At 69.0% G+C, this 11,165-nt stretch carries 11 protein-coding genes and 1 riboswitch; of the genes, 9 read left to right on the forward strand and 2 right to left on the reverse strand.

Annotated elements, in window-relative coordinates:
• Nucleotides 1-19: 19 nt before the first annotated feature.
• Nucleotides 20-117, reverse strand: a riboswitch (TPP riboswitch).
• A gap of 129 nt (nucleotides 118-246) precedes the next feature.
• The 6 genes from DSM104443_RS00255 to DSM104443_RS00280 all read left to right on the forward strand — a co-directional run bounded on the left by DSM104443_RS00255 (nucleotide 247) and on the right by DSM104443_RS00280 (nucleotide 6,138).
• On the forward strand, nucleotides 247-939 hold the full coding sequence (locus tag DSM104443_RS00255) for a TetR/AcrR family transcriptional regulator (protein ID WP_171088720.1): 693 nt from the start codon (nucleotides 247-249) through the stop codon (nucleotides 937-939).
• Nucleotides 936-1,880: an HlyD family secretion protein gene (locus tag DSM104443_RS00260; RefSeq protein ID WP_171088721.1), complete on the forward strand. Its 945-nt coding sequence runs from the start codon at nucleotides 936-938 to the stop codon at nucleotides 1,878-1,880. Before DSM104443_RS00255 ends, DSM104443_RS00260 begins: the two co-directional genes overlap by 4 nt.
• Nucleotides 1,877-2,833: an ABC transporter ATP-binding protein gene (locus tag DSM104443_RS00265; RefSeq protein ID WP_246232424.1), complete on the forward strand. Its 957-nt coding sequence runs from the start codon at nucleotides 1,877-1,879 to the stop codon at nucleotides 2,831-2,833. Before DSM104443_RS00260 ends, DSM104443_RS00265 begins: the two co-directional genes overlap by 4 nt.
• 5 nt (nucleotides 2,834-2,838) lie before the next feature.
• Nucleotides 2,839-3,966 (forward strand): ABC transporter permease, encoded by a 1,128-nt coding sequence (locus DSM104443_RS00270; RefSeq protein WP_171088722.1) that lies wholly within the window; start codon nucleotides 2,839-2,841, stop codon nucleotides 3,964-3,966.
• Between the two features lie 53 nt (nucleotides 3,967-4,019).
• Complete coding sequence (locus DSM104443_RS00275; RefSeq protein WP_171088723.1) at nucleotides 4,020-4,673, forward strand: protein-L-isoaspartate O-methyltransferase family protein; 654 nt, start codon at nucleotides 4,020-4,022, stop codon at nucleotides 4,671-4,673.
• A 139-nt stretch (nucleotides 4,674-4,812) separates the two neighbouring features.
• Nucleotides 4,813-6,138 carry a TolC family outer membrane protein gene (locus tag DSM104443_RS00280; protein ID WP_171088724.1) on the forward strand — a complete coding sequence of 442 codons (1,326 nt, stop codon included), beginning with the start codon at nucleotides 4,813-4,815 and terminating at the stop codon, nucleotides 6,136-6,138.
• Here the strand turns inward: DSM104443_RS00280 and waaA are convergent.
• Nucleotides 6,135-7,412: a lipid IV(A) 3-deoxy-D-manno-octulosonic acid transferase gene (waaA, locus tag DSM104443_RS00285; protein ID WP_171088725.1), complete on the reverse strand. Its 1,278-nt coding sequence runs from the start codon at nucleotides 7,410-7,412 to the stop codon at nucleotides 6,135-6,137. The genes DSM104443_RS00280 and waaA overlap by 4 nt on opposite strands.
• Nucleotides 7,409-8,431, reverse strand: a complete 1,023-nt coding sequence (waaC, locus tag DSM104443_RS00290; protein ID WP_171088726.1) for a lipopolysaccharide heptosyltransferase I — start codon at nucleotides 8,429-8,431, stop codon at nucleotides 7,409-7,411. Before waaC ends, waaA begins: the two co-directional genes overlap by 4 nt.
• Before the next feature lie 29 nt (nucleotides 8,432-8,460).
• On the opposite strand from waaC, the gene DSM104443_RS00295 reads away from it, so the two are divergent.
• From DSM104443_RS00295 to rfbA, 3 genes are read left to right on the forward strand one after another with little or no spacing between them, the layout of a single operon-like run.
• Entirely contained in the window at nucleotides 8,461-9,216 is a 756-nt protein-coding gene (locus tag DSM104443_RS00295) for a glycosyltransferase family 2 protein (RefSeq protein WP_171088727.1), read from the forward strand.
• Nucleotides 9,213-10,280, forward strand: coding sequence for a dTDP-glucose 4,6-dehydratase (gene rfbB / locus DSM104443_RS00300; protein WP_171088728.1), 1,068 nt, complete (start codon nucleotides 9,213-9,215; stop codon nucleotides 10,278-10,280). Before DSM104443_RS00295 ends, rfbB begins: the two co-directional genes overlap by 4 nt.
• Nucleotides 10,277-11,158, forward strand: a complete 882-nt coding sequence (rfbA, locus tag DSM104443_RS00305; RefSeq protein WP_171088729.1) for a glucose-1-phosphate thymidylyltransferase RfbA — start codon at nucleotides 10,277-10,279, stop codon at nucleotides 11,156-11,158. The genes rfbB and rfbA overlap by 4 nt, the downstream gene beginning before the upstream one ends.
• The last annotated feature ends 7 nt before the right edge of the window (nucleotides 11,159-11,165 follow it).

An 11,165-nucleotide genomic window follows, 5' to 3' on the forward strand; every position in this document is an offset into this window, starting at 1 on the left:
ACGGCGTGGAGGGGCTCCGAGGGATCCGGGCCACGCTCCCTACGCCGGGATGATCCGGATCAGGTTCGAAGGGTTTGTCTCACCGGAACGTAGCGTCCCGGACCCCTGCGTGCAGCCCCCACGTTACCGGAAGGAGAGGGGGGCCACAAATGACCCGGCGCAAGGGCGCGGAAAGAAACTACTTGACCGAGTAATTACGCAAGCGTACAGTTTCGATCCTCGACGACGCAACCGACCCGGAAAACCATGGCCAGGCCCTCCCGCAACCTCGACCGCGCGCTGATCGCCGCGGGCCAGGCGCTCTACCCGTCCACCGGGTGCGCCGGCCTTACGATCCGGCAGGTGGCCGACGCGGCCGGCGTCAACATCGGCATGTTCCACTACCACTTCAAGACGCGCGAAGCGTTCCTGCGCGCCGTCCTGGAGGCGAACTACGAGGACATGTTCTCGCGCCTGCCCGTCGTGACGGAGCAGCTCGCGCGCGACTTCTCGCACACCGACCTGCTGCGCCACGCCCTGAAGGCGCTGGGCCACTGGTCGCGCGAGCACCGGGGCTTCATCGCCCGGTTGCTGGCCGACTGCATGGCGCACGACCCGGTCGCGCGCAGCTTCTTCGCCGCGAACTTCCCGCGCCACCTCGAGCGCGTGGGCCAGATCATCGCGGCGGCTCAGCAGGCGGGTGCGCTTCGCGCCATGCCGCTTCCGCAGGCGATGGCGTTCTGCGCCGGCGCCATCTCGCTGCCGTTGATCGCCGTGGGTACGGTCGTCGATTCGGGAATGTTGCCGGCGCCGCGCAAGCGTTCGCTGGAAGCCGCCGTGCTTTCCGCGGCGGCCGTCGACGAGCGCATCGAGCTCGTGCTGCACGCGCTCGGCACTCCCCTTCCCGCGACCCGCAAGGCCGCTCCGAAAGCCAGCAAGAAAAAGAAAGGCACGTCATGAGAACCGCCTTTTCCCTCCTCGCCGCCGTGGTGATCGCCGGTTGCGGCGCCAAGGACAACGGATCGCTGCAGGGCTACGCCGAGGGCGATTACGTCCGCGTGGCCGCGCCCTTCGCCGGCAACCTGGTCCAGCTCAGAGTCGCGCGCGGCGCGTCGGTCACCCCGGGCGCACCTCTCTTCGCGCTCGAGCAGGAGAACGAAGCCGCGGGACGCCGCGAAGCGGAAGACCGCGTGCGCCAGGCCGAAGCCCAGCGCGACAACCTGCTGAAGGGTGTGCGTCCCAGCGAGATGGAAGCGCTGAAGGCACAGCTCGCGCAGGCGCAGAGCGCCGCCGCCTTCGCCGTGAAGGAATACGTGCGCGCCGAGGACCTGGTGAAGAAGGGCTTCCTCTCGCCGCAGAAGCTCGACGAGGCTCGCACGACTCGCGACAGCAGCGCCCAGCGCGTGCGCGAGCTCGACGCCCAGATCGTCACCGCGGGGCTGGGCGGGCGCGCCGATCAGGTCCGCGCCGCCGAATCCGAAGTGCGCGCCGCGCGGGCCTCCCTCGACCAGGCCGACTGGCGCCTGCGCCAGAAGACCGTCGCCTCCACCGTGAACGGCGTCGTGACCGACACCAATTTCGTGCAGGGCGAGTGGGTCGCGGCCGGCGCACCGATCGTCGCGATCCTTCCGCCTGAAAACGTGAAGGTGCGCTTCTTCGTCCCCGAGCCGCGCCTCGGTGCGGTGAAGGTCGGCCAGGCTGTCGAGCTCAGCTGCGACGGCTGCTCGGCGACGATCCCCGCGAAGGTCTCCTTCGTCGCGCCCCAGGCCGAGTTCACGCCGCCGGTGATCTACAGCCGCGATAGCCGCGCGAAGCTGGTCTTCCTCGTCGAGGCTCGCCCGTCGAAGGAAGACGCGGTGAAGCTCCACCCGGGACAGCCGGTTGACGTGGTCCTCAAGTGAACGCCCGGTTGCAGTCGAAGCCCGCGAACGAGGTCGTCATCGACGTCTCGGGGCTCACCAAGCGCTTCGGCGAGAAGACGGTCGTCGACCACTTCGCGCTGCAGGTGATGCGCGGCCAGATCTACGGCTTCCTCGGCCCCAACGGCAGCGGCAAGACCACGACCATCCGCATGCTCTGCGGCCTGCTCACGCCCGACGAAGGGCAGGGCACGTGCCTGGGCTACGACATCCTCACCGAGAGCGCGAAGATCAAGCGCGAGGTGGGCTACATGACGCAGAAGTTCAGCCTCTACGAGGACCTCTCGATCGAGGAGAACCTGGACTTCGTCGCGCGCATGTACGACGTCGCCGACCGACCGCGCCGCGTGGTCGAGACGATCGAGCGCCTGGGCCTCACGTCGCGCAAGGCGCAGCTCGCGGGCACGCTCTCCGGCGGCTGGAAGCAGCGCCTGGCGCTCGCCGCGTGCCTGCTGCACGACCCGCAGCTGCTCCTGCTCGACGAGCCCACCGCGGGCGTGGACCCCGGGGCGCGGCGCGACTTCTGGGACCAGATCCACCGCCTCGCCGGCGAGGGCATGACCGTGCTCGTCTCCACGCACTACATGGACGAGGCCGAGCGCTGCCACGAGCTCGCCTACATCGCCTACGGCAAGCTGCTCACCCACGGCACGATTCCCGAGGTGGTCGCCGAGGCGGGGCTCGCGACGTGGGAGATCGAAAGCGCCGATGCCGAAGCACTCTTCGCGCTCACCCACGAGATCGAGAAGAGCCCTGGCGTGGAGATGGCCGTGCCGTTCGGCAACCGCCTGCACGTGAGCGGCACCGACGCCGCGGCGCTGAAGGCGACGCTCGAGGGCGTGGCGAAGCGCCCCGGGCTCACCGTCCGCGAAGTCGAGTCGAGCCTCGAGGACGTCTTCATCCACATGATGCGCACGAACCAGCCGAAGGCCTGACGATCATGCTCACCTGGCACCGCTTCCTGGCCGTCCTCATCAAGGAATTCGTGCAGATGCGAAGGGACCGCCTCACCTTCGCGATGATGATCGGCGTGCCGATCATGCAGCTCGTGCTCTTCGGCTACGCGATCAACTCCGACCCCAAGCGCCTGCCCACCGCCGTGGTGAGCGCCGAGTCGAGCCCGTTCGCGCGCAGCTTCGTGCAGGCCCTGGAGAACACCGACTACTACCGCGTGGTCGCGCAGCCGCGCACCGTCGACGAGGCCGATGCGCTGGTCGCGACGGGCCAGGTGCAGTTCGTGATCCACATCCCCGAGGATTTCTCGCGCGGCATCCAGCGTGGCGATCGGCCCGTCCTCTTGGTGGAGGCCGACGCGAGCGATCCTGCCGCCACCGGCCCGGCGGTCTCGGCGCTCACGGCATTGAACCTCCACGCGCTCGACAACGACCTCACCGGTTCGCTCGCGGCACAGAAGGCTGTCCCCGCCGCCTTCGAAGTGCGCGTGCACCGTCGCTACAACCCGGAGGGGATCACGCAATACAACATCGTCCCGGGCCTGATGGGCGTGGTCCTCACGATGACGATGATCATGATGACCTCCATCGCCATGACCCGCGAGCGCGAGCGCGGCACGATGGAAAACCTGCTCGCGACTCCCGTCTCACCCTTCGAGGTGATGCTGGGCAAGATCGTCCCCTATATCCTCGTCGGGTACGTGCAGGTGGCGGTGATCCTGCTCGCGGCGAAGTTCCTGTTCCAGATCCCCATGGTGGGAAGCCTCACGCTGCTCACGGGCGTGGTCGTGCTCTTCATCGCCGCCAACCTCGCGATCGGCTTCACCTTCTCCACGATCGCCAAGAGCCAGATGCAGGCGATGCAGATGACGATGTTCTTCTTCCTGCCCTCCATCCTGCTGTCGGGATTCATGTTCCCGTTCCGCGGCATGCCGGTGTGGGCCCAGTGGCTGGGCGAGGTGTTCCCGCTCACGCATTTCCTGCGCATCGTGCGCGGCATCCTGCTGAAGGGGAGCACCGCCACCGACATCCTGCCCAGCGTCTGGCCCCTGGCGCTGATCCTCACGGTGGTCTCCATCGCCGCCATGCGCCGTTACAACCGGACGCTGGATTGAGACGGAACGGCAAGCCCCCCGCGCTATAATCCAACCCCTTTCGCGAGACGACCATGAACATCGAACAGGCGCGCTTCAACATGATCGAGCAGCAGATCCGTCCCTGGGACGTGCTCGACACGGACGTGCTCAAGCTCCTGGGCGAGGTGAAGCGGGAGGGCTTCGTGGCGCCCGAGCATCGCGACCTCGCGTTCGCCGACCTCGAGATCCCCATCGGCGGCGGCGAGGCGATGTGGCAGCCCAAGGTCGAGGCGCGCGTGGTCCAGGAGCTCGGCATCCGGCCCACGGACACCGTCTACGAGGTGGGGACCGGCAGCGGGTATCTCGCCGCCTTGCTCGCACGCCGCGCGAAACATGTGACCAGCGCCGAGATCGATCCCGCGCTGGGCGAAGGCGCCCGTGCCGCCCTGCAGGCCGAGGGCGTGGGCAACGTGACCCTGCTCATCGGGGACAGCGCCCGCGCCCCGCTCGGCGAGCAGTCGTACGACGTGATCGTGCTCACCGGCTCCACGCCGGTGCTGCCCCAGGCCTTCACCGACCGGCTGAATCCCGGCGGGCGGCTCTTCGCCGTGACCGGCGACGCCCCGGTGATGAAGGCGACCCTCGTCCGCCAGGGGGCCCGCGGGGAGCTGCAGACGGTCACCCTGTTCGAGACGATGCTCCGGCCCCTGCAGCACGCGCTGCAGCCGGAACGATTCCGGTTCTGACGGGAATGGGATTGAAGGCACCCGCCCGGAAAAGCCCGGGGTACAATCCCCTTGCGTAACTGACCGCGGGTCATTAAATCCGAAAAGCACCGCCGGGACATCCAACCCGGCTGGACGGGAAGGAAGAACGGAAAACCGAATGACGATGAAGCCCAAGCAACTCCTCGCCGCGATCGCCCTGGCCGTGGCCGCCGTGCCGGCGGCCGCCGCGGACCTGCTCAACATCTACCGCGATGCGCTGGTGAGCGATCCGGTGTTCCAGGCCCAGCGCTCGCAGCGCAACGCCACCATCGAGCGCCTGCCCCAGGCGCGCTCGCAGTACCTCCCGCTCATCACGGGCAGCGCCTCGGTGTTCCGCAACTACACCGAGCGCAGCGGCCTCGCGGACTACGACTACACGACGCAGGGGGCTTCGCTCTCCCTCTCGCAGCCGATCTTCCGGCTGCCGAACTGGATCGCCATCTCGCAGGCCGAGAAGATCGTGATCCAGGCCGACGCGCGCCTCGGCGACGCGAACCAGGAATTGATCATCCGCACGGCGCAGGCGTACTTCGACGTGCTGCTCGCCCAGGACACCGTCCTGCTGTCGAACGCGCAGAAGGAAGCCTTCTCCCAGCAGCTCGCCCAGGCCAAGCGCAACTTCGAGGTCGGCACCGCCACCATCGTGGACACGCTGGAAGCCCAGGCGCGCTACGACCAGACGGTCGCGCAGGAGATCGTCAACATCAACGACCTCGAGGTGAAGCGCCGGGCGCTGGAGCAGCTGGTCGGCAAGCCCATCGACGGCGTGGTTCCTCTGAAGGAGCCGCTGGCACTCGTGACCCCCGAGCCGAACAACATCGACGCGTGGACCAAGGCGGCCGAGGAATCGAGCCTCACGATCCTCGGGGCGCAAGCCTTCTCCGAGGCGGCCAAGCAGGAAGTCGACCGCGCCAAGGCGGGCTACCTGCCGACGCTCGATTTCTCCGTCACGTACGGCATCGCGAAGGACCCGTCGGGCATCCGCGGCCTGGACGGCATCTCGCCCAACGGGCGGGCCGGCGCGGTCGGCATCGTGCTCGGCGTGCCGATCTTCGAAGGCGGCCTCACGACGTCGCGCGTGCGCGAGGCGGTGGCGCTGCGCGACAAGGCGGACCAGGACCTCGAGAACACGCGCCGCTCGGTGATCCAGCTCACGCGCACGCAGTTCCTGAACGTCACCAACGGCATCGCCGCCGTGCAGGCGATCGAGCGCGCCGTCGCCTCGACGCAGAGCCAGCTCGACTCCACCGTCCTGGGCCGTGACGTCGGCGTGCGGACGAGCGTGGACGTGCTGAACGCCCAGCAGCAGGTGTTCCAGTCCCGCCGCGACCTGCAGGCGGGACGCTATCTCTACCTGATGAACACGCTGCGGCTGAAGGCCGCCGCCGGGCGCTTGACCGAGCCCGACCTCGAGTCCGTGAACCGCACGCTCGGGCGCAACTAGCCCACGACGGGACGCCTCGCGGCCGCGAGGCGCTCCTCGATCCACTCCGCAAGCCGCTCCACGGCCCCGCGATTCGACTGTGCGAAGGCGAGTGCCGCCTCGCCCATCGCGAGGCGGCGCGGCGGGTCGTCCAGCAACGCGATCGCCTCTCCCATCGCTGCCGCCGCGTCGCGCGCGCGCAGGGCGCCGCCCGCGGCGATCGCGCTCTTCGATGCTTCCTCGAAGTTGTGCGTCGACGGACCCACCACCACGGGCTTGCCGAGCGCGCATGCCTCGATCAGGTTCTGGCTGCCGAAGTCGAGCAGGCTTCCGCCCATCACGACGACGTCCGCGGCCGCGTAGTACGCGAGCATCTCGCCCATCGAATCGCCGATGAGTACGCGCGTCTCGGGCGCCAGGGCTTCGTCCGCGCTGCGGCGCTGCGTCGCGAAGCCGCGGGCGGTGGCGAGTGCGGCGACCTCGTCGAACCGGTGCGGATGGCGCGGCACGATCACCAGCAACGCGTCGGCGGGCGGAGCGGCGGCGGCCCAGGCGTCGAGCACCAACGCTTCCTCTCCATCGCGCGTGCTCCCCACCACGCAGACGCGCCGATCGCCGAGGCGCTCGCGAAAAGCCCGGCCGCGATCCACCATCTCAACGGGCACGTCGAGGTCGAACTTGATGTTGCCGGTCACCTCGGGCGCGGGGGCTCCCAGCGCGGTGAAGCGGTCGGCATCGGCTTGCGATTGCGCCGCGATGCCGCCGAGGTTCCCGAGTGCCCATGTCGTGAGCCGCGGGAAGCTCGCGTAGCGCCGGGCCGAGCGCTCGGAGAGGCGCGCATTGGCGAGGAACACGGGTACGTCCGCCTCGGCGGCCGATTCGAGCAGGCGCGGCCAGAGCTCGGTCTCGAGGATCACGCCGAACTCGGGGCGGAAATGCGCGAAGAAACGGCGCGTGGCGAAGCCCAGGTCGTACGGCAGCCAGGCCCGATCGACGCGACCGCCGAAGAGCTCGACGCCGGTGGCGCGCCCGGTGGGCGTCATGTGCGTGAGCAGGATTCGGTGACCCGGAAAACGCACGGCGAGCGCATCGACCAGGATCGCCGCGGCGCGCGTCTCGCCCACGGACACCGCGTGGATCCAGATGCGCGTGGCGTGGGTCACCTTGCGGTAGCGCCCGTAGCGCTCGCCGAGCCTTTCGAGGTACCCGGGCTGCTTGTGCGAGCGCCACGCGAGGCGCAGGACCGCGAGGGGCGCGAGCAACCACCACGCGAGCGTATAGAGCGGGTGGCTCATCCCGCGGCGGGGTCCGGGTCGACCGGCGCGGATTCGGACGAAGCTTCGGGCTCTGCCTCCGGCGCGGATCCGTAGCCGAGGGCTCGCTCGACCTCGTCCACGCTCGGCACCAGCCCCTTGCCGCCCAGGTTCACGGCCTTGGGGCCGCCGTGCAGCCCGGTGAGGGCGGGATCGGTCGCGGTGTAGATCCCCAGCGTAGGCACGTCCAGGGCGACGGCAAGGTGCGTGAGGCCGGTATCGACGCCCACGACGCCATCCGCCTGGGAAAGCAATGCAGCCGCCTCGACGAGCGACATCGGCGGGGCCAGCATCGCGCCGGGGGATTGTTGGGCCAACCGTGCCGCGGCGTTGCGTTCAGCCGCGGAGCCGCCCGGATACACGGCCACGAGCCCCTGCGCCGCGAGCCGCTTCGCGAGCTCGATCCAGTGCGCCTCGGGCCAGTGCTTGTCGGCCCGGCTGGTCGCGTGGAGCGCCACGTAGTAGCGCGGCGGCGCCCACGACGGCGCGGAGGGCGGGGGCGCGATGCCGTAGTCGGGCAAGGTGTCGACCTCGTAGCCGAACACGTCGGCCACGAGGCGGCGGTTGCGCTCGACCGCGTGCTGGTCCCTCGCCACGGGCAGCGCCTGGTCGTAGAAGCGGGCGGCGATCTTCTCGCGAGCGCTCGCCCGGTCGAAGCCGAAACGCGCCCCATGCGCGAGGCGTGCCACCAATGCGCTCTTCAGCAGGCCCTGCGTGTCGATGACGTAGTCGTAGGGATGGCGGCCGAGGTTGCGGCGCGCGGCCGAGAGATCGTGCCAGGCGCTCCGCGAGGCCAGGTGGCTGCGAATGCGCCGCAACGGCACCGCGATGGCCTGCTCGATCGCCGGGTGCAGGCGTACGAGATCGGCGTACGCCTCCTCGACGGCCCAGTGGATCCGGACCTCCGGACGCCGGGCGCAGAGGTCCGTGACCGCGGGGAGGTGATGGATCACGTCGCCCAGCGAGGAGAGCTTCACGAAGAGCACGCGGGTCCCGGCCATGGGGCATTGTAAAATAGCCCGCTTTGCCCATGGACAAACTTCCCCTCACCGTCGCCATCATCGCGCGCGATGCCGAAGCGCAGATCGGCGAGTGCCTCGCATCCGTGCGCTTCGCGGACGAGGTTCTCGTTGTCGATTCGGGCTCGCGCGACGGCACCGTCGCGCTCGCGACGCGCGAGGGCGCGCGCGTGATCGAGCACGGGTGGCTGGGATTCGGCCGCCAGAAGCAGTTCGCCGTGCAGTCGGCCAAGCACGACTGGGTGCTGTGCCTCGATGTCGACGAGCGCGTGACCGAAGCGCTCGCCGCCTCCATCCGCGAGGTCTTCGCCACGCCGAAGCACAACGCCTACCGCGTCGCGCGCCGCAACCGCTTCCTCGGCGTGTGGCTCGCGCACGGCGAGGGCTATCCCGACTGGTCGCTGCGGCTCTTCCACCGCTCGCACGCGAGCTGGTCGAACGACGAGGTGCACGAGGCCGTGCTCACCACCGTGCAGGTGGGCCGCCTCTCCGGCGACCTGCTGCACGACTCCGCGGAAGACATCGCGATGTACCTCACCAAGCAGAATCGCTACACCACGCTGCACGCCGAGGCCCTCTTCAAGCAGGGCGTGCGCGTCTCGGGCTGGCGCCTCGTGGTGAACCCGCTGGTGCGCTTCATCAAGTTCTATTTCTTCAAGCTCGGCTTCCTCGACGGCGCGGCGGGCTTCGCGCACGTCGCCATCGGCTGCAACAACACCTTCCAGAAGTACTTGAAGCTCCTCGAGCTGCAGAAAGCCTCGCGATGACAATCCTCGTGACGGGCGGCGCGGGCTTCATCGGCTCGAACTTCGTGGCCGGCTGGCTCGCCGGCACGGACGAGCCGGTCGTGAACCTCGACAAGCTCACCTATGCGGGCAACCTCGCGAACCTCGAATCCCTTCGAGCCGACGAGCGCCACCGCTTCGTCCGCGGCGACATCGGCGACCGAGCGGCGATGGACGCGCTGCTGAAGGCGCACGCTCCGCGCGCCGTCGTGCACTTCGCGGCCGAGAGCCACGTCGACCGCTCCATTCACGGTCCGGCGGATTTCATCCAGACCAACGTCGTCGGCACCTTCACGCTGCTGGAAGCCGTGCGTTCGTACTGGGGCTCGCTCGAGCCGGCGGCGAAGGCGGCGTTCCGCTTCCTGCACGTCTCCACGGACGAGGTGTACGGCTCGCTCGGCGAGGACGACCCCGCGTTCTCCGAGACGACCGCATACGCCCCGAACAGCCCGTACTCCGCATCGAAGGCCGGTTCCGATCACCTGGTGCGCGCCTATCACCACACGTACGGCCTTCCGGTCGTGACGACCAACTGCTCGAACAACTACGGCCCGTTCCAGTTCCCCGAGAAGCTGATCCCGCTGATGATCGCCAACGCGCTCGAAGGCAAGCCCCTGCCGGTGTACGGCGACGGCCGCCAGGTGCGCGACTGGCTCTACGTCGCCGACCACTGCGAGGCCATCCGGCTCGTGCTCGAGCGCGGCGCCCTGGGCGAGGTCTACAACGTCGGCGGCAACGCCGAGCGCAGGAACCTCGAGGTGGTGCACACGCTGTGCGACATCCTCGATGCGGAGCGACCGAGATCCGGCGGCCATCGCGCGCTCATTCAATTCGTCACCGACCGTCCCGGCCACGACCGGCGCTACGCCATCGACAGCCGCAAGATCCAGGGCGCGCTCGGATGGCGCCCGCGTGAGTCGTTCGAGTCCGGGCTCGCGAAGACGGTGCGCTGGTACCTGGGGCACGCCGACTGGGTGGCGCAGGTGAGGAGCGGCGAGTACCGCCGCTGGATCGAGAAGAACTACGCGGAAAGGCCGGCCTCATGAAGCGCAAGGGCATCATCCTCGCCGGCGGGTCCGGCACGCGCCTGTATCCCGCGACGCGCGTCGTCTCCAAGCAGCTGCTGCCGGTGTACGACAAGCCGATGGTGTACTACCCGCTGTCCACGCTGATGCTCTCCGGCATCCGCGACATCCTCGTCATCTCCACGCCGCAGGACACGCCGCGCTTCGCGGAGCTGCTGGGCGACGGCCGCGAGTGGGGCCTGAATCTCTCGTACGCCGTGCAGCCGAAGCCCGAGGGCCTGGCACAGGCGTTCATCATCGGCCGCGACTTCGTCGGCTCCGGGCCCTCGTGCCTGATCCTCGGCGACAACATCTTCCACGGCCACGATCTCGGCGATTCGCTGATGCGCGCGAGCGCCACCGAGAAGGGGGCCTCCGTATTCGCCTACCCGGTGAAGGACCCCGAGCGCTACGGCGTGGTGGAGTTCGATGCCAAGGGCACGGCGGTCAGCATCGAGGAGAAGCCCAAGTCGCCCAAGTCGCGCTACGCGGTGACGGGCCTCTACTTCTACGACAACGCGGTCGTCGACATCGCGGCGAACCTGAAGCCGTCGCCGCGCGGCGAGCTCGAGATCACCGACGTGAACCGCGAGTACCTGAAGCGAAACGCGCTCGCGGTCGAGGTGATGGGACGTGGCAGCGCGTGGCTTGATACCGGAACGCACGAGAGCTTGCTCGAGGCCGCGCACTTCATCGAGACGATCGAGCGCCGGCAGGGCCTGAAGATCGCGTGCCCGGAAGAGATCGCCTACCGCATGGGCTACATCGACGCCGGGCAGCTCGAGAAGCTCGCCGCGCCGATGCGCAAGAACTCGTACGGGGAATACCTGCTCGAGATCCTGCGCGACCGCGTGTTCTAGGGGCCGC

This window comes from Usitatibacter rugosus, assembly GCF_013003965.1.
Taxonomy (GTDB): domain Bacteria; phylum Pseudomonadota; class Gammaproteobacteria; order Burkholderiales; family Usitatibacteraceae; genus Usitatibacter; species Usitatibacter rugosus.

Coding starts and splice junctions, on each gene's coding strand:
- DSM104443_RS00255 (WP_171088720.1), top strand. CDS start 247: ATGGCCAGGCCCTCCCGCAACCTCGACCGCGCGCTGATCGCCGCGGGC.
- DSM104443_RS00280 (WP_171088724.1), top strand. CDS start 4,813: ATGACGATGAAGCCCAAGCAACTCCTCGCCGCGATCGCCCTGGCCGTG.
- DSM104443_RS00260 (WP_171088721.1), top strand. CDS start 936: ATGAGAACCGCCTTTTCCCTCCTCGCCGCCGTGGTGATCGCCGGTTGC.
- rfbA (WP_171088729.1), top strand. CDS start 10,277: ATGAAGCGCAAGGGCATCATCCTCGCCGGCGGGTCCGGCACGCGCCTG.
- waaA (WP_171088725.1), bottom strand. CDS start 7,412: ATGAGCCACCCGCTCTATACGCTCGCGTGGTGGTTGCTCGCGCCCCTC.
- DSM104443_RS00295 (WP_171088727.1), top strand. CDS start 8,461: ATGGACAAACTTCCCCTCACCGTCGCCATCATCGCGCGCGATGCCGAA.
- DSM104443_RS00275 (WP_171088723.1), top strand. CDS start 4,020: ATGAACATCGAACAGGCGCGCTTCAACATGATCGAGCAGCAGATCCGT.
- rfbB (WP_171088728.1), top strand. CDS start 9,213: ATGACAATCCTCGTGACGGGCGGCGCGGGCTTCATCGGCTCGAACTTC.
- DSM104443_RS00270 (WP_171088722.1), top strand. CDS start 2,839: ATGCTCACCTGGCACCGCTTCCTGGCCGTCCTCATCAAGGAATTCGTG.
- waaC (WP_171088726.1), bottom strand. CDS start 8,431: ATGGCCGGGACCCGCGTGCTCTTCGTGAAGCTCTCCTCGCTGGGCGAC.